Annotated in this window: 23 protein-coding genes; 12 read left to right on the top strand and 11 right to left on the bottom strand. The window is 36.7% G+C overall.

Annotated features, from left to right (window positions below):
* Positions 1-12: 12 nt before the first annotated feature.
* From J2786_RS06045 to msrB, 3 genes are all read right to left on the bottom strand, one after another.
* Positions 13-723 carry a ferritin-like domain-containing protein gene (locus J2786_RS06045; protein WP_047430276.1) on the bottom strand — a complete coding sequence of 237 codons (711 nt, stop codon included), beginning with the start codon at positions 721-723 and terminating at the stop codon, positions 13-15.
* A 78-nt stretch (positions 724-801) separates the two neighbouring features.
* The gene (locus J2786_RS06040) at positions 802-1,371 is read right to left on the bottom strand and encodes a fasciclin domain-containing protein (protein ID WP_047430280.1); all 570 of its coding nucleotides are present in this window, start codon (positions 1,369-1,371) and stop codon (positions 802-804) included.
* A 107-nt stretch (positions 1,372-1,478) separates the two neighbouring features.
* Positions 1,479-2,003 carry a peptide-methionine (R)-S-oxide reductase MsrB gene (gene msrB, locus J2786_RS06035; RefSeq protein WP_047430283.1) on the bottom strand — a complete coding sequence of 175 codons (525 nt, stop codon included), beginning with the start codon at positions 2,001-2,003 and terminating at the stop codon, positions 1,479-1,481.
* Between the two features lie 90 nt (positions 2,004-2,093).
* On the opposite strand from msrB, the gene J2786_RS06030 reads away from it, so the two are divergent.
* Together J2786_RS06030 and J2786_RS06025 are read left to right on the top strand one after the other, a co-directional pair.
* Positions 2,094-2,663: an RNA polymerase sigma factor gene (locus tag J2786_RS06030; RefSeq protein ID WP_226798633.1), complete on the top strand. Its 570-nt coding sequence runs from the start codon at positions 2,094-2,096 to the stop codon at positions 2,661-2,663.
* Position 2,664: 1 nt separating this feature from the next.
* Positions 2,665-3,486: an anti-sigma factor gene (locus tag J2786_RS06025; RefSeq protein ID WP_047430286.1), complete on the top strand. Its 822-nt coding sequence runs from the start codon at positions 2,665-2,667 to the stop codon at positions 3,484-3,486.
* 85 nt (positions 3,487-3,571) lie between these two features.
* Here the strand turns inward: J2786_RS06025 and J2786_RS06020 are convergent, their stop codons facing one another.
* The 3 genes from J2786_RS06020 to J2786_RS06010 all read right to left on the bottom strand — a co-directional run bounded on the left by J2786_RS06020 (position 3,572) and on the right by J2786_RS06010 (position 6,592).
* Positions 3,572-4,969 (bottom strand): alkaline phosphatase, encoded by a 1,398-nt coding sequence (locus tag J2786_RS06020; protein ID WP_047430289.1) that lies wholly within the window; start codon positions 4,967-4,969, stop codon positions 3,572-3,574.
* A gap of 77 nt (positions 4,970-5,046) precedes the next feature.
* Positions 5,047-6,249 (bottom strand): GTP-binding protein, encoded by a 1,203-nt coding sequence (locus J2786_RS06015; protein ID WP_047430292.1) that lies wholly within the window; start codon positions 6,247-6,249, stop codon positions 5,047-5,049.
* 4 nt (positions 6,250-6,253) lie between these two features.
* Positions 6,254-6,592, bottom strand: coding sequence for a MerC domain-containing protein (locus J2786_RS06010; RefSeq protein ID WP_047430295.1), 339 nt, complete (start codon positions 6,590-6,592; stop codon positions 6,254-6,256).
* 86 nt (positions 6,593-6,678) lie between these two features.
* Here J2786_RS06010 and J2786_RS06005 point away from each other — a divergent pair, with 86 nt between their 5' ends.
* Entirely contained in the window at positions 6,679-7,068 is a 390-nt protein-coding gene (locus J2786_RS06005; protein ID WP_002979333.1) for a Fur family transcriptional regulator, read from the top strand.
* Between the two features lie 57 nt (positions 7,069-7,125).
* Here the strand turns inward: J2786_RS06005 and J2786_RS06000 are convergent, their stop codons facing one another.
* A complete protein-coding gene (locus J2786_RS06000; protein ID WP_047430298.1) occupies positions 7,126-7,611 on the bottom strand; it encodes a hypothetical protein in 486 nt (161 codons plus the stop codon).
* Between the two features lie 364 nt (positions 7,612-7,975).
* Positions 7,976-9,184, bottom strand: coding sequence for a hypothetical protein (locus tag J2786_RS05995; RefSeq protein ID WP_047430301.1), 1,209 nt, complete (start codon positions 9,182-9,184; stop codon positions 7,976-7,978).
* A 203-nt stretch (positions 9,185-9,387) separates the two neighbouring features.
* Here J2786_RS05995 and J2786_RS05990 point away from each other — a divergent pair, with 203 nt between their 5' ends.
* Positions 9,388-9,879 (top strand): hypothetical protein, encoded by a 492-nt coding sequence (locus J2786_RS05990; protein WP_047430303.1) that lies wholly within the window; start codon positions 9,388-9,390, stop codon positions 9,877-9,879.
* A 59-nt stretch (positions 9,880-9,938) separates the two neighbouring features.
* Here J2786_RS05990 and J2786_RS05985 read toward each other — a convergent pair whose 3' ends face one another.
* Genes J2786_RS05985 through J2786_RS05975 form a run of 3 tightly spaced genes read right to left on the bottom strand, consistent with a single transcriptional unit; the run spans position 9,939 to position 11,552 of the window.
* Positions 9,939-10,166: a hypothetical protein gene (locus J2786_RS05985; protein WP_047430305.1), complete on the bottom strand. Its 228-nt coding sequence runs from the start codon at positions 10,164-10,166 to the stop codon at positions 9,939-9,941.
* Positions 10,167-10,184: 18 nt separating this feature from the next.
* Positions 10,185-10,646 carry an NUDIX hydrolase gene (locus tag J2786_RS05980; RefSeq protein WP_047430307.1) on the bottom strand — a complete coding sequence of 154 codons (462 nt, stop codon included), beginning with the start codon at positions 10,644-10,646 and terminating at the stop codon, positions 10,185-10,187.
* A gap of 51 nt (positions 10,647-10,697) precedes the next feature.
* Positions 10,698-11,552, bottom strand: a complete 855-nt coding sequence (locus J2786_RS05975) for an AraC family transcriptional regulator (protein WP_047430310.1) — start codon at positions 11,550-11,552, stop codon at positions 10,698-10,700.
* 91 nt (positions 11,553-11,643) lie between these two features.
* Between J2786_RS05975 and J2786_RS05970 the strand changes: the two genes are divergently transcribed.
* From J2786_RS05970 to J2786_RS05935, 8 genes are all read left to right on the top strand, one after another.
* Positions 11,644-12,624 carry a polysaccharide deacetylase family protein gene (locus tag J2786_RS05970; protein WP_047433250.1) on the top strand — a complete coding sequence of 327 codons (981 nt, stop codon included), beginning with the start codon at positions 11,644-11,646 and terminating at the stop codon, positions 12,622-12,624.
* Between the two features lie 150 nt (positions 12,625-12,774).
* Positions 12,775-13,161, top strand: a complete 387-nt coding sequence (locus tag J2786_RS05965) for a MauE/DoxX family redox-associated membrane protein (protein ID WP_047430315.1) — start codon at positions 12,775-12,777, stop codon at positions 13,159-13,161.
* Between the two features lie 459 nt (positions 13,162-13,620).
* The gene (locus J2786_RS05960; RefSeq protein ID WP_047430318.1) at positions 13,621-14,556 is read left to right on the top strand and encodes an NAD-dependent epimerase/dehydratase family protein; all 936 of its coding nucleotides are present in this window, start codon (positions 13,621-13,623) and stop codon (positions 14,554-14,556) included.
* Positions 14,557-14,678: 122 nt separating this feature from the next.
* A complete protein-coding gene (locus tag J2786_RS05955) occupies positions 14,679-15,587 on the top strand; it encodes a helix-turn-helix domain-containing protein (protein WP_310024278.1) in 909 nt (302 codons plus the stop codon).
* 7 nt (positions 15,588-15,594) lie between these two features.
* A complete protein-coding gene (locus J2786_RS05950; protein WP_310024276.1) occupies positions 15,595-16,296 on the top strand; it encodes a type 1 glutamine amidotransferase domain-containing protein in 702 nt (233 codons plus the stop codon).
* Positions 16,297-16,345: 49 nt separating this feature from the next.
* Positions 16,346-16,717 carry a hypothetical protein gene (locus J2786_RS05945; protein WP_156121416.1) on the top strand — a complete coding sequence of 124 codons (372 nt, stop codon included), beginning with the start codon at positions 16,346-16,348 and terminating at the stop codon, positions 16,715-16,717.
* Positions 16,718-16,854: 137 nt separating this feature from the next.
* Positions 16,855-17,151: a DoxX family protein gene (locus J2786_RS05940; RefSeq protein WP_310024274.1), complete on the top strand. Its 297-nt coding sequence runs from the start codon at positions 16,855-16,857 to the stop codon at positions 17,149-17,151.
* Positions 17,108-17,341 carry a hypothetical protein gene (locus J2786_RS05935; protein ID WP_310024870.1) on the top strand — a complete coding sequence of 78 codons (234 nt, stop codon included), beginning with the start codon at positions 17,108-17,110 and terminating at the stop codon, positions 17,339-17,341. The genes J2786_RS05940 and J2786_RS05935 overlap by 44 nt, the downstream gene beginning before the upstream one ends.
* Positions 17,342-17,343: the final 2 nt, after the last annotated feature.

Below are 17,343 nucleotides of genomic sequence, written 5' to 3'. Positions count from 1 at the left end.
TAAGGTGAATGATTAGTTGATACCTCTTTCTTTCCAGGTAAAAGGCGTTTTGATAAATGCTCCGGCAGCCATTACAATATCTTTAGGCTCTTTGGCAAGATCAAGTCCGTTAGCATCTATCACGTCATCTCCTGAAAAATCTGCAGATCCGGGATTGATCAGATTTCTGATGGCAGAAGCATGTCTGGCCTCCACTGAAACTATTTTACCGGCAATAACAAGATAAGCAGGATTGGAAATATATTTCCCAGCTCCATTGTAAGCTGCTACGCCGGTATCTTCTAATGCCTTTGCGGTAGCCAATACCGAATTTCTGTCACTAAAATTCACATTAGGATACTGAAATTCAAGCTTAGGAAGCACATGATCTGTGGCACCACTAATGGCAACTTTGAAGAAATCTCTGTGAATCACCTCATGATGATAGAGATCTGTGAAAACCTCTTTTTCGATACTGGAAATTCCGGTATAAAAATTATTGACCACTTTTGTATAAAAATCTGCTTCTAACTGTTCCAGAGCATAAGCATAATTTAATACACCTACATCTCCTGTTCCAAGATCGTACCTGGATTCTTCTATAATCTGGAAGTCATCATCATCATTACATCCGATGATGGTAAGGCCTGCAATGGCTAATCCTACTCCACCTAATTTTAAAAAGTTTCTTCTGCTGGTATCAAGGGTGGCACCCTGATTAGAAACCTGAATTGTTTTTTTCATACTATTAATTTTTTTAGTGTTAGATATAAAAGAAAGAAAAACAGCACAGTGAATATGCTGTTTGAAATCTTAGAATTATTATGGCATCAATACCGTATCTATTACATGAATCACTCCATTAGATTGGTTCACATCAGCAATCGTTACTTTAGCGCTGTTTCCTTTTGCGTCTTTTATGTAAAGATCTTTCCCTTTGGTCCAGAAAGTAAGATTCTCACCCTGTACAGTTTTCATCATGCTTTTTCCGTTTCCGGCTTTTACAGCAGCCCAAATTTCTTTAGCACTGTATCTTCCTGGCAGAACATGATACGTTAATATACTTGTAAGCATTGTTTTGTTTTCAGGTTTTACAAGGTTTTCTACAGTACCTTTCGGAAGTTTTGCGAAGGCAGCATCTGTAGGTGCCAGTACAGTAAAAGGTCCTGCACCCTGTAGTGTTTCTACCAAACCTGCCACTTTCACTGCTGCAACAAGGGTTTTGTGATCTTTGGAGTTGACAGCGTTTTCAATAATATTTTTGGATGGATACATAGGAGCTCCTCCTACCATTACTGTTTTTTCTTTCATCGTTTGTGCAGTTACCTTTCCGCTGAAAGCAAATGATAAAGCTACCATTGCTAAAACTGTGATTTTTGAATGTGTGTTCATTGCGTTGATTTTTTAGTTAATTGTATTGGTTGTGTTTTAAAATCATTTACGAGGTTGGTTTTATTTTAGATTGAAAAAAATGAAAATTATTTTTAATTCATTGTAAATCAGTTCGTTATTTTTTTATTTGGTATGAATTCCAGACAAATAGAGTTCATGCAGAATCGTTTTCCTGTAGGTTTCGGCCCATCATCAAAGACGTGTCCCAGATGAGAATCGCATCTTCCGCATAGTACTTCTGTACGTTCCATGTGATAAGATGTATCTTTTCTGTATCTGACACTTTTTTTACCAATCGGCTGATAAAAAGAAGGCCAGCCGCAGGTTGTTGCAAATTTGGAGGTTGAAATAAAAAGCGGATTTCCGCATACCGCACAATAGTAAGTTCCTTTTTCATCAAACTCATAATATTTTCCGGTAAAAGCGGTTTCTGTAGCTCCTTCTCTGGCCACCTGATAGAGTTCGGGTTTTAAAATCTTTTTCCATTCACTATTGCTTACTTTCAGTGTATTTTGTGCAGTGTGTGAGTAATATGGATTTTTGCTTTTAAAAAAAGTGCTTTGTGCGTGATAAGTCCCGAAAGATAAGACAGCGCAAAAAGCAAGTATTGTTTTTGAAAATTGTGTTTTCATATTGACTATTTTTTAATTATTTTCTTATTATCATGTACGAAATAAAAGTTGTTGTAGATTTTGTTGGGAATATGTTTTATTTTATTACATTTGACTAGAAAAATAAACGCTATTAAAACAACCTATTCGGAAGAGGAACTTATCGTTTTATTAAAAGAGAAAAACGAAACCGGTTTTCATTATCTGTATGACCACTATTCTGGTGCGCTGTATGGAATTATTCTCCGAATTGTTCAATCTAAAGAATACACAGAAGAAGTTATTCAGGATGTCTTTGTCAAAATATGGAACTCTATCCATCAATATGACGTTTCCAAAGGAAGATTCTATACATGGATGATCAATATTGCCCGGAATACGGCTATTGATTATTTAAAGTCTAAAGGGTTCCAGAATGAACTTAAAAACCAATCACTTCCAGATTTCGTATATAATACTGCAGAGCTTTCAACAGTCAATAATTCATCTGATTATATTGGATTTAATAATGTCCTTGAAGGCCTTGAAGTGGACAAGCAGGAACTCATAAATCTTGCTTATTATCAGGGATATACCCAGCATGAAATATCCGAAAAGCTGAAGATACCGCTGGGAACGGTAAAAACGAAAATGCGGAATGCATTGATGAAATTAAAAGATTTGCTAAAAGATTATCAATAAATTGAACACTAAAGAATACATATCATCCGGAATTATAGAATCTTATATTCTTGGCCATGCTTCTCCTGAGGAAGCGGGGATTTTGGAGTGTGTGATGAAGAATAATGCTGAAGTAAAAGAGGCTTTTGAAGAAGCACAGAAGACTTTGGAACATCTTGCTACAGCTCAGGCTGTAACACCTCCAAGTGATTTGAAAGCTAAAATCTGGAATAAAATTCAGCAGGAACAGACTGTTGAAGAAGTAACTCCTGCTCTTTCAACAGATATCTCTGAAGTAAAAACTCACAGGGAAATCACGCAACAGGTGAGAACTCAAACTACGACTCCCTGGAAAACTTATGCAGTGGCAGCTTCGGCATTGTTTCTTGTAAGTGTTGCCGGAAATTTATTCTGGATGAACAGCCAATCTGCCAGTAAGAAAGAAATGTCATTACTGATAGCAGATAAAAAGAATCAGGATCAGGCGATGCAGAAGATGAATCAGAAGCTTGATATGTTCTCTAACCCCGATATGCAGATGGTTATGCTGAAAGGTGTAGAAAAGCACACAGAGGCAAAAGCAATGGTTTTCTGGGACAAAAAAACAAAAGAAGTTTATCTGAATGCTGAAAAACTACCTAAAGCGCCTGCAGGAATGCAATATCAGCTTTGGGCGATTGATGAAGGGAAACCTGTAGATGCAGGAATGTACACTGAAGATAAAGACAGTAGGATTGCTTTGGCCAATATACCAAAAGCCCAGGCTTTTGCAATTACGCTTGAAAAAGAAGGCGGAAGCAAAGTCCCTACGATGGAAAATATGTTTGTAATGGGAGGAATTTAAACTCTGTTTACACAAAAAAACAAGGCGGACACAATCAATCCGCCTCGTATCTCCCAAATAATTAAATATGAAAAAATATGAATGTCTATACCAAACAGGCCTTCAGCATCAGATCATGAAGGTCTGTATTTTTAACAAATGGCTGTAAAAGTTCGTTTCCAGGGCCATAAGCAGCTACTTCTACATAATCTCCGGAATGATCCATGCTGATCCATCCTACAGAATTCCTGGTTTTCTGAATTTCTGAATATAATTTAAAAGGCAGTTTTTTATAATTATAAAGTCCTTCTTCTTCTTTTTCAAGTCCGTTGTAAAAACTCAGAAGATGCTTAGCTTCATCATCATTCAGTGTAATTTTATTGCCTTCATAAATCCAGTCTTTAATGTCTTTTACCGAATAATCTTTCTGAATTTTGTTCAGGATATATTCATTGGTATACCGATAGTCTGAAATACTGTTAAACTGCCTGGTGGCTTCTGCTCCATAAATAGTTCCCGGATTGGCATTTCCATGGTCTGTAGTGATGATGACTAAGGTATTCCCGTCTTTTTCGGCAAAATCCATTACTGCCTTTACAGTGTCATCAAATGCCAGCTGATCATGGATAAGAGCGGCTACATCATTGGCATGAGCTGACCAGTCTACTTTTCCGGCTTCTACCTGAAGTACAAAACCTCCGGGATGATCTTTCATCTGATTGATGGCGGTAGTGGCCATTTCAGCAAGAGTTGGTGTATTTTTGTATTCCTGAAGATGTGTTCTGTCAATCGTATAGGGTAATGCTCCCGTACTGAAGATCCCTAATAATTTCTCTCCTTTCTTTATTTCTTTCAGATCATTTTGTGTTTTCAGAATCCGGTATCCTTTTTTGCTGTAAACAGAATAGAGGTCTTTTTTGTCTTCTCTTTTTAAAGGGTTAAAAAATTCGTCTCCACCTCCTAACAGCACATCAAATTCCAGTTCTGCATACATCTCTGCAATTTGAGGTTCAGCATTTCTTTTGGAAGAATTTATACAGAATCCGGCGGGGGTGGCATGAGTAATGGTTACCGTAGTTACACAGCCGGCTTTCTTTCCTGCTTTTTTGTACTTCTGCCATATCGGAAGATGTTTTTCTCCGTTAGCTCCCATGTTCAAAACTCCGTTTTTTACTCGGATTCCTCCTCCAAAAGCTGAGCTTGCGGCAGCAGAATCTGTAACGATAGAACTTGCTGAAGCCGTATCCATTAAAGCACGGGTAACTTTTTTGTCGTGATACAGATTAAGCCAGTTACTTCCTTTTCCTAGAATATTCCTAGAATACAGGTCTGCCATTGAAAGCGTTCCGAGACTCATTCCATCGCTTACCATAAAGATGATGTTCTTTGCTTTTCCTGCCTGGGGATTTTCACTCGTTTTCCCGAAGCTCCAGAGATCAGACGGTGATAAGGTCAATAACCCTGAAAGTAGTGCAGATCCTTTTAGAAATTTTCTTCTGTCCATATTGTTTTGAAATAATGCTGTAAGTTATTGTAATTAATTTTTTATCGTAACTTTGTTGCATTAATTAAAAGTTAATTTTAAATATTTTCTGGAAACGGATCTTCAAAACTTTGGTTTTTATCAAACCGTTCCTTTTCCCTTTCATTAATAAGACATTGCTGAAGATCTGTTAACATCTGTTCTTTATCCAGATTCTGCCCGATAAACACCAGTTCATTAATTCTGTCGCCCCAGTTTTTGTCCCATCTGCTTTCTATAAACTTTTGGTTTTCTACAAATGAAGAATATTGCAGCCTATGGTTCATAGGCATACTACTCCACCAGATTCCTGCTTTTTCCAGACGAAAAGAACCTCCTGCCTGGGAAAAATTCAATGCATCGTTGGGTCTTGAGGCTAACCAGAACAAGCCTTTCGCTCTGATGGTTCCCTCGGGATAATGATGATTCAGATATTCCCACAGTCTCATCGGATGAAAGGGCTTTTTATCTCTGAAAACAAGTGAACTTATCCCATATTCTTCAGTTTCCGGGGTATGATGATCAGATTGCAGCTCTTTTTGCCAGCCTGCGGATGACTGTGCCTTATCAAAATCGAAAAGCCGGGTATTTAAAATCTTTTGGGGATCAATTTTTCCAAACTCAGAATGTAAAAGATTTGCGTCGGGATTCAGTTTTCGGATTGCTGCTTTTAAAAAGCCAAGTGTTTCAGTATTGATAAGATCTGTTTTGTTTAAAATAATCACGTTGGCAAATTCAATCTGATCGGTAAGAAGATTCACAATTGTTCTGTAATCGTCTTCCATATCAGTGAGATCGCGGTCCAGCAGTAGTTCATCAGAACCAAAATCCTTCATGAAATTGAAACAGTCTACCACAGTTACCATCGTATCTACATAGCTGAAACGGGACAGATCTATTCCGCTCTCTTCATCAATATAAGTGAAGGTTTGGGCAACAGGAATGGGTTCGCTGATACCTGTACTTTCAATAAGGAGATAATCAAAACGGTTTTCATGGGCAAGACGTTCCACTTCTACCATAAGATCTTCGCGGAGTGTACAGCAGATGCATCCGTTACTCATTTCCACCAGCTTTTCTTCTGTTCTGGAAAGGGTATTTTGATTTTCAACAAGCCGTGCATCAATATTAATTTCGCTCATATCATTTACTATCACAGCTACCTTTAAGCCTTGCTTGTTGTGCAGAATATGATTCAGTAATGTTGTTTTACCAGCTCCCAGAAAGCCGCTGAGCACCGTTACAGGAAGTTTCTTCGTCATGATTTTAATGTTTATGATTTTTAAAATTGATAATATGGCCTGTAATCAATCCGGCAGCTCCGATATAAATCAGAGGAAGATGAACTTCAAAGAGAAAATCTGTCAATATAGAAATGAAAATAAGGCTTAGGGATATCCAGAACAGAAATTTCAACCATCGGTTTTCCATTTTTTTCGTTATTCTGTATACAACAACGGCTCCAATGAAAAGGAAAGCCAGATCAATATAGGGGTTATGGGATATTCCCAAGGGAACAATCAATAATAGAGGAAAGACGATACAATGAATCAGGCATAAAACAGCAGCGGAGATTCCTACAGCATCAAGAATTTTTGACTTCATAATAGTAAGGATTAATTTTCTTATCGTAACTTTGTTGCAAAAGTAGAGATAAAAAATTAAATAACGCAACTTTGTTGCATTAAAATATGAAACAAGTCAGAAATACTCACGCCAAAACTGAAATTTTAAACCTTATCAATGGTTCAGATGTAGCCCTTACCCATTCTGATATTCAGAAGAAACTGGGAGATTTGTGCAATAGAGTAACCATTTACAGGGTTTTGGAAAGGCTTGAAAACGAAGGTGCGATACACAAAATCGTCAATATTGACGGTGTAGTGAATTTTGCGAAGTGCAGTGGAAAGTGTACGCATGAACAGCATTTTCACAATCATGTTCACTTTAACTGTAAGGAATGTCATTCCGTTACATGTATTGAAAACGCTATTCCGGAAATCAGTTTACCGGAACATTTTATCGCACAGGAATATAATTTTATTATCAGCGGGATATGCCCGAAATGTGCTGATGCTTAAAAGTAATAAGGCAGAAAAGAGAATTCTGATCTGCCCTTTTATGGAAATAGAAATTCTTTATAAAGAAGAAATATAGACTTCTATTTTGGTTCCGTCATAATTGAAGGTCCCGTCAGAGTTCTTTTTACCCAGTACCCATTTCATATCTACAGGTACATTCCATGCTGATCCTAATGAAAATCCGTTAACAGATCTGATTTCGTTTCCGTTTCCCGTAGTAATAGCCGAATGAAAGAATGTTTTATCGATAAGCCTGTAAAAACCAATGGCTTTGCCTGCCGGAATGGGTGTATATCCATCCCACTTTTCTCCCGCAGGATAATTGAATAGGGTTAACCACTTCTGTCCTGCTGATTGTGCAAGCTGGCTAGGACTGATGCTGGCACCCCGCATATATAATGCATAAGCTACCACATCATGACATACTCCACTGTTGTATTTAGAAATATTCTCTTCCCCTGAAAGAATAGCGTGGGCAACGGGTGCCCTTTCAGATAGGGATAGCTGAGCCTTCCTGGCTCCTTCCGGTGTTATAAATGACATATTGTAATATTTTGGTTGGTGACGTAAAGATACAGCTTTAAAATTTAATCACTTATGTTGGAAAATATTTCAAGTTTTGGCTAAAGCCCTTGATAGGGTCATTAATCAATAAGCGGGTTAAAACCCGCTTCTATTGATCCATAAAATCTGGTATTATATCAGAGACAAGTGTAAATATTCAATAGGAACGGGCTTTAGCCCGTTCTAACAATTATATACAGAGAGATCGGCTTTAGCCGAAACTTAATATTGTATAAGTTTATCTGAAGCCTTTGGAATGGCAGATAATAAAATAGGCGTGATTCCTTTGGCTAAGCTCGGGATAGTAGCCCGCTTCTATTGATCAATATGATTAACAGTTCATTTAACAATAATACATGCATTCATAGCTGAAAAGTTTCCCATCTTTAAATGTGAAAATAAAAAGTCCTGCATCGCCATTCTGAATGTGATATTCGTGTGGGGAAGAAATCCATCGGGCAGACAGCATATCACCAAAACGGGTCACAAAATTCTTTTCATCATAATGGGAATCCATACGTTCATTTCCTAACACTATAGTTTCACCATTAGTGAAGGACATTTTGTATATACTTCCTGAAACTTTTCCTTTATATTCTTCAAAAGCAATAATGATATTGGGTGTTCTGTAAAAATATTGTGGTTCCCAGCCACACTCCGGAGTATTGGGAATATCTTTAACCTTCTGCATCTGTAGCTGTTTCATCTGTGCGTCTGTGATTTTTCCATCAAAAAGTATGGTTTCTTTCCATATGAAATGCATATTCAACTCTTTTACTTTTTTCTCATACGCTTCAGTTTTTGGCTTTTTCGCGAATTGATCTGCCAGAAGAAGTTCAAAGTCGATATCGATCTTTGGATTCTCTATACCAGTATTGGATTCTTTCCAATATTGTAAGGCCTGTTTAAGGTTTTTATCCTCAATCCATGCCAATTCACGTAGTCTTCCAACCTGGGCCAGTTCTTTTTCCCTGTCTTTGCCCTTTACTGCCAGATAGTCTTTTAGTACTTTTTCATAGGTAAGTTCAGTACCGAGATATTTCATTTGGATATATTCGGGATTTTCGTGGAAATGATCGCCCATATAGATCCAGCCGTCCTCATATAAAGGAACATAATCAATACAGACCAGTTCATTTAAAGCGGCTCTTCTTACCGGAATGCTTTCTGTTGTTGGTTCTTTTCGTACACGTAGCTCAGATACCTGCACATAAAAATGGGGACATTGGTATCCCTCTTTCCCTCTATAAAAATACTGAGCGGGTTCACCAGCAGACTTTTTCCCACGCATGCTTTTTTGTAATGGCTGACGGTCAATAAAGCCAATATCACCGTTGCTTACCTGTACTTTGTATTGGGTTTGGGTAGAATCCAGAACATAAACGGGAGCTTCAGTAGAGAAGATTCCTAAAATATCTTTGCTTTTTTCATTTTCACGATAAAGGTGTCCCCATTCCGAAGTATAAACCGGGTGCTGGCCTGGATTCTGAGCTATAATATTATAAAAGCAGCACTGAAAAACGCCCGCTGCCAGAAGTATCTTATTCAACATATTGTAATGTGTATCTGTAAAAGCTTTTATGTCTTTCACAAAGGAGTTCTATGGTTATTCCTCCAAAAATAATGAAAAATGAGGGGATGTCCTAAACTTATTGTTATTCAGAATGGGTATAAATTCCATCCTATTCATCTGTTTCCATTGGGTAGCGTAAATAAAAATACTATTTTTATCGCCCAAAAAAGTAAAAACTCATTATGCCGACTGATGCTTCTCTTAAGCTGATTCCGATGACCACTTTCGTGTTGGAGTACTACTCACACGAAGGATATGCCGATCTTCAGATTCTGAATCTGATGAATAATTATGCCAATTTTTTAAAGAAGCGTTTGACTCTTGGAATGTTTGTTCCCATAGATCGTAAAGGAAATATCTTAAAAGAACCTAAAAATTATACTGCATGGAAATCTCTTGACCATAACGATGGAAAAAGAACAGATATTGTAGGTTTTGAAGAATATGCCGAATACCAGAAGGCTGAGCAGAATTGTATGTTTGAAGGATTTAAAGTAGATTATAACGGATACTCAAAAGTGAGAATCATTGCATCATACGACCCTTCTATTGAATTGTCTTTTAATAAAAATGATCTGATTCCTTCAGGGTTCAATGATGTAGAATCATTGACAGTGTTTGATGATATCTTTTTAACATCCAGTGCATTAAAAGCAATTGGAATAAAGCGATAATTATAGTTGTACTATAAATAATGAAAAACCTTTATCAGCACTGATAAAGGTTTTTTATTTTATCTTACACATTCTCCTGAATGGCAGTGATAGCCTGAAGGACACAGCCCGTTGATGCAGGGCCCCGCAGCATCAGGATAGCATCTTTCATCTGCACGGCAATGGGAATGAGGCGGGCACAGGGAAAGCAGATTTCCAAGGCAAACGCCTACAGGAAGAGGGAGATTAAGTTCAATACCGATTTCTCCAATGATGTTTTTCAATGTTCTTCTGTTTAATTTTTTCATGGTCTTTGTTTTAAGGTGTTATTGATTTTTTATGATACTTTCAAGCTCTGTGATAAAATCTTTTTGTGCCGTGTTTATGCGTTTCTGTGCTTCTTCTGAAGAAAACCATTCCCATTGATCTACTTCGGGAACTTCCAATATTTTACCGGATTTGGGTGGCCATTCTAAAGGGAAAGTATTGCTGTAAAGGGCTACCGTTTCAAGATCACTTTCTAAAGCCCAGGCATAAACGGTTTTTCCTCCTTTCTGTTTAATGGGTGATAATTCGATAAACTTCCCATCTATTGTTTTACCGGTTTCTTCTTTAAATTCTTTCAAAGCACGCTCCAATAAACTTTCATCAGGAGAAACTTCTCCTTTAGGAATAGACCATGCTCCCAGGTCTTTATTTTTCCAGAAAGGGCCGCCGGGATGTACCAGAAAGTAATACAGACTGTCTTTTTTCTTTTTAAACAGTAAAATCCCTGCGCTTATTTTCATAGACTTAAAGATTTGATTATTAAAGGTATGAAAAATATATAAACCTCATGATCAATAAGATAATCCTTTCTTTTTAAACTCAGAAGGAGACATTTCTTTATACGTTTTGAATATTTTATTGAAATGACTGGCATCATTGAACCCCAGCTTGTCAGCAATTTCACTGATATTATAATGACTCTGAAGTAAAAGCTTTTCAGCTGTTTTTATTTTATGCTGCATGATGTGCTGCTGTATGGAGAAACCTGTCTGCTTTTTGATATAAATGCTGATATAATTGGGAGAAAGCATAAACTCTTGGGCTAGATTTTCAATTTTCATTTTATCTGGATCTAAAGCATTGATGTTGATATAATACAAGATCCTTTCAATTCTGCTTAAGTTTTGAGTAAGCCAGTTTTTAGCCGTGATATTGCTCATCGTGTTCCGGATCAGAATCGTAATAATGGCGGAAAACAGATCTGAGCTTATCTCTTTATTATAAGTGTTTTTATGACTGAACTCGTACAGAAGAATCCGGGCCAGCTGCAACAGATGTTCCCTGTCCGTTTTACATTTGATCACCGATTCGTATACAAAAGAATGGTCTTCCATCAGAAGCTGGACCACTTTTTTCAGCTCATTCTTCTTGTTGGAGAGCAGATTTTCCCAGATGTATTGTTCTGTAAATTTTATATAAATGAACCGTGTTTTGTTAGTAATAGAAAACTCATGACCATCGCTGGGGCGCAGGAGAAAAACATCTCCTTTTTGGTAGGGGAAAGTAATATTGTTGAGGTGGTGGAATCCTTTTCCCTTTTCTATGATAATCAGTTCATAAAAGTTATGATTGTGATACTCAACGTCCCAGTTTTCTTTTTCGATGCTGAAAACATTAAAAGAATTGAAATTAACGATTCGTTTCATGAAAAAATGGATTTTTACAAATTTACCATTAATTTTTACAATATATCATGATTCATTATTGATCAATTTTGTCTTATTAAATACATTCAAAATGAATTACATAAAACAATCTGTCCTGTTGCTTGCTTCAACAATGGTTCTGATGTCTTTTTCTGATCATGACAAAGATAAAAGAGCAAAAAAAGATCAACACGAAACACAGACTTCAGCAAAAAAATACTGGCCTAACGGAGCTCAGCTGGTAATTTCCGTCTCCATGCAGTTTGAAACAGGTGGACAGCCTGAGGGCGCTGAAAGTCCTTTCAGTGGAACTCCCCTTCCTAAAGGGCAACCCGATCTTCCGGCAGAAAGCTGGTATCGTTACGGAGGAAATGAAGGAATTTACAGAATGCTGGATCTGTGGAAAAAATACGACATCAAAGTAACATCTCATGTAGTGGGAACAGCCGCAGAAAAATATCCGGAAGTGGCTAAAGCGATTGCTAACGGAGGCCATGAAATTGCCGCCCATGGAATTGCCTGGGACAATCAATGGAACAAGAGTTATGCTGACGAGTTGAATTTTGTGAAACAAGGTGTAGATGTTGTTGAAAAAATTACAGGTAAGAAAGCGGTAGGTTATAATGCTAATTGGCTGAGAAGAGGCCCGAATACACTTAAAGTTTTACAGGAACTGGGATTCTTGTATCACATAGATGACCTGAGCCATGATGAGCCTTTCATTACCAAAGTAAAAGGGAAAAATTTTGTCGTAATCCCTTACACATTACGGAATAATGATATCGTCAATATTGAAGGAAAACACTGGAGCCCTGATCAGTTTTTGAATCAATTGAAATTTGAATTCGACCGTCTGTATGAAGAAGGAGCTTCCAAAAGAAGAATGATGAGTATCAGTTTTCACGACAGAATAGGTGGAACTCCCGCAATGATGCATGCTATGGAAGAATTTATAAAATATACCAAAGAAAAGCAAGGTGTAGTCTTTATGAGAAAAGATGATATTGCTAAAATGGTGATGAATGATCCTGATACTCCTGTTGATAACAGTGAAGAAAAGTTTAATAAGTAAGGACGCTGGAAGCCATAGGAAGGAAGTTATTGAAGTCCGTAAAAACAAATTACGGAATAAGAAATACATGATAAGCACAATAAAAGTGAATCATAACATATATAACTTCCAGCCTCCAGCTTCCCTCTTCTAACCAAAAAATACTACTATATGAATACAAAAACAGCTTATTTTTTCCTTCGTGTGTCGATGGGAATCAATCTTTTAGGACACGGACTAGTCCGTTTGGTGAAACTACAGGATTTTGCATCAGGAATGATGAAAGGTTTTGAAACAAGCTGGCTGCCGCAGCCAATGGTTCATCTTTTTAGTGTCATTCTCCCCTTTCTCGAATTTGCAATTGGCGTTCTGCTGACCATTGGCTTTAAAACCCGTATTGCCATTATGGCCGGAGCATCTCTGATTATTCTGCTGCTTTTTGGTAGCAGTACGGTTGAAAACTGGGAAGCAATGGGTATTCAGATGATCTATGCCGGATTGTTCTACATTCTGATCAGCAGAATTGAGGACAATTATCTGGCTTTGGACCAAAAATAAAGATCAGTAAGGCTGAGAGAGTAAAGAATTATACCTGATTATTATAAAGTTGTTTAAACTTCACCAAACCACAAAAGTCACAAAAGGTATCATTTTAAAGCACTTAAGTTATTTAAGTAAGTTTAAAATGATACCGCAGGAAAGTTCACATAAGATGAAAATCTTTGATTTTCACAAAACTTAGGGTGTACTTATTACGCATAAGGTTTGGCTCTGAAAAAATTGAAGTGTTTAAGACTTTTGTGCCTTTTGTGGTTAAAATAATGATTCAATGCTGTATTTTTACTTTCTCAGCATTATTTTTTATGTTTCTTTCGCTCTTCAGAGATTATGTTACAACTTCCATGGATTCAGTTACTCTGTTTTTATAATTATGCCCGAATTTTGTATCATAAATAGAAGCAGCTGAAAATATCTTGTTTATTTTCAATGGAATACATAACCTCAAAATAGAAAACGATGCAAACTATATTAGGTGCCAATGGGCAGATTGGTGAAGAACTGGCAAGAGAACTGAAAAGAAATTACACTTCAGATATCCGTATTGTCAGCAGAAATGCCAAAAAAGTAAATGATACAGATACTGTTTTCTCAGCAGATTTATCAGACAGAGAAAAAGCAATAGAAGCCATGAAAGGAAGTGAAATCGCTTATTTTACCCTTGGACTTCCTATGGATACGGATTTATGGGAAAGACAGTTTTTGACCATCATGAAAAATGTAATTGAAGCCTGTAAAATCAACGGAACAAAGCTGGTCTATTTTGATAATACTTATATGTATCCTCAAAATAATGAGGTGTTAACAGAGCAAACCAAATTTGCGCCTGTCGGAAGAAAAGGAATGGTAAGAAAACAGATGACAGAAATGCTTTTAAATGAAATGGAAGCCGGAACCATAGAAGCTGTTATCTGCAGAGCTCCTGAATTTTATGGACCCGGAAAAACTCAGAGTATTACCAATAGTCTTATTTTCAATGCTATTAAAGAGGATAAGAAACTCAAAGTTCCTTTGAGAGATGATAAGATAAGAAGCCTGATCTGGACCCCTGATGCCAGCCGTGCCACTGCTTTGATCGGAAATACTCGTGATGCCTACGGACAGACATGGCATTTACCGGTAGATGATCATAAGCTGAATTATAAAGAATTTATTGCTTTGGCTTCTCAGGTCTATGGAAAAGAATTCAGGTATTCTGTAATCCCGAAACTATTTTTTACAATAGGATCTTTATTCAACAAAAATGCAAAAGAATTACTGGAACTGCTTCCGAGATATCAATATGATAACCTTTTTGATGACTCAAAATTCAGAAAGAGATTCCCTGAATTTGTGGTAACGACTTACAGACAAGGAATTGAGCAGATCAAAAAAGAACAGCAATCAGCAAAATAATTTCGTTAAAATAAGTAACTTAGAAACACCAATACCACAACCGAAAGGCAAAATATTCCCCTCCTTCGCAGGGGTGGCGAAAATTCAAAGAATTTTTGACGGGGTGGTAAAAAAGAAATAAAATGAAAGCTCCTGAAAAAGTAAACTCCATCACTGCATTACACAGATACCTGAATCTGAAAAGGCCTTCCAACCCTTTGATCAGTGTCTTTGATTTTAATGAAGTGAATATTGATCCTGAAACTATTTTAAGTTCAGTGACAACGGATTTTTATGTAGTTTCCATTAAAAAGGATTGTGCAGGCAGATGCAAATACGGACAGCATTATTATGATTTCCAAGATGGGATTATGTATTTTATTGCTCCCCACCAGGTATTGCAGTTTGAAGATATTCTGCTTTCCGAAGTAAGAGGAAGCGTGCTGGTTATTCACCCTGACTTTCTGCAGGGATATCCGTTAGTTTCCATAATAAAAGATTATGGCTACTTCTCCTATACTGCGAATGAAGCTTTGTATCTCTCCGAAAAAGAAGAAAAATCCGTAACGGATATCATGGATAATATCAGCAGGGAGATAGAAGCTAATATGGATAGTTTCACCCAGGATTTACTGGTATCCAATATCGATTTGCTGTTAAAATACTGCGACAGATTCTACAACCGCCAGTTTTTAACCCGAAAAAAGGTGAATCATGATCTTTTAAGCCAGCTGGAAAATCTACTTGATGATTATTTTAAAGATGAAAAATTATTGATTAATGGTATTCCTACTGTACAGTTTGTGGCGTCACAGATGAATATCAGTCCTAATTATTTGAGCGATATGCTAAGAGTTCATACAGGACAGACTACCCAGCAGCATATCCAGAACAGAGTAATAGAAAAGGCAAAAGAACTGCTGTCAACCACAACACTATCTGTTTCTGAGATTGCGTATAATTTAGGATTTGAACATCCACAGTCTTTCCATCGCTTATTTAAAAATCAGACCACTGTTTCACCGTTAGAATTCAGGAAATCTTTTAATTAATACTATCATGATTAAAAAAATATTGCTAATCGTAACGAATGTAGATGAGTATGCCAGCGGTAATTTTAAAACAGGTTTGTGGCTGAGTGAGCTTACTCATATTTATCATGCAGCAAAGGAAAAAGAATGGCAGATTACCATAGCTTCTCCAAAAGGCGGAAATACTCCTGTTGATCCGGAAAGCCTTAAACCTCTGGTCCTTGATGGAATTTCAAAAAAATATTATGAAAATCCAGGGTTTATGAATGAATTAACACATACAAAAAGTCTCAATGAGATAAAGAATGAATCTTTCGACTGCATTTATTTGGCTGGAGGGCATGGAACAATGTATGACTTTCCTGATAATACAACTTTACAGATTATACTAAGAGACCAATATGAAAATAATAAAATGGTCGCAGCGATCTTTCATGGAGTTGGAGGATTAGTGAACGTAAAGCTTTCTGATGGAGAATACATGATCAAAGGTAAAAATATTACGGGATTTGACTGGTTTGAAGAAACTTTGGCAAGAAGAAAAAATGAAGTGCCGTTTAATCTGGAAGCCGCTCTTAAAGAACGGGACGTACATTACAAAAAAGCTTTTATTCCTATGACTTCCAACGTTGTGGTGGATGGTAATTTGATCACAGGACAAAATCCTTTTAGTTCTAAAGAAATGGCTAAAGTCCTAGTTTCTGAGCTTGAAAAACAGGTATTTAATTAAAAGTCAGTTATGAATATTTTACTATATTTGTTTGCATTCTATGGGATTTATGGGGAAAAGAAATGGATTATGGCAGTATCTACAGGTATTTAATATATTTGTAATAGTGCTCCATCTGGTGATCCTGAAAACAGAAAATACCAACTTTATTTCCACAGAAACAAAACATCATTACAGTCAGGAAAAGACTTCTCATAAAAAATGCAATAAGCTTGATCTTGCGGATAACAACAGAACTCCGATAAAATGTAACAGTAATTATTGTTCCGGTTTTTCTCTGTTTTTTACTGCTTCTTTTCATTCTTTTGCCTTTGAAAAATTTATAGATCAGGAAATAAGCAATCGCTATTTCTTATACGATGATCCACCCTATTCTTCATTTTTTAATTCTATCTGGATTCCTCCTAAAATAACAGGGTAAATTTCAGCTATCGTGAAATAAATAACACGATTTGAGATTTACATAAGAAATCTTGTTATCTAATCAAATAATCACATGATCAATCCCTGTTCATGGCAATGTCATGTTGATTTAATCAATAAATGAATTAAAAAAAAATGAAAACAATACTATCGAACCTCGAAAAGAATACAGTCAATATATATGCACTTTGCAGAATACTCATCGGGCTCTTCTTTTTTATAGCAGGTTTTAACAAACTTTTCCATCCTATTTTTCAGGGATATATGTTAAATACCATAAGCTCTATTGGATTTCCGTTTCCGCAGTTTACGGCTAATTTTACGGCTTTCTGTGAATGTGTATTCGGGTTATTTTTTAATGCTGGGTTTCTGGACGAGAATAAGCTCTGTGTTTTTAATCATCATTATTCTGGTTGCATTATTCACGCATGATCTCAGTTCAATTCCTAAGGAACTAGTTCCTGTAAAACCTGAAACCGGAATTTACGAAGTAGACCCTTTTACATGGTTAAGCTATTTTCTTTATCTGCCTCAGACATTGTATCTTCTGTTTTTACTCCTGTTTTTGTTTCAGGGATGTACAGGTTTCGGGCTTGATACTTTTAAAAAAAACAAATCTTAAAT

The organism is Chryseobacterium vietnamense, from assembly GCF_031454475.1.
In the GTDB taxonomy this organism is placed as follows: domain Bacteria; phylum Bacteroidota; class Bacteroidia; order Flavobacteriales; family Weeksellaceae; genus Chryseobacterium; species Chryseobacterium vietnamense.
This window is presented reverse-complemented; position numbering and strand designations above follow the sequence as displayed.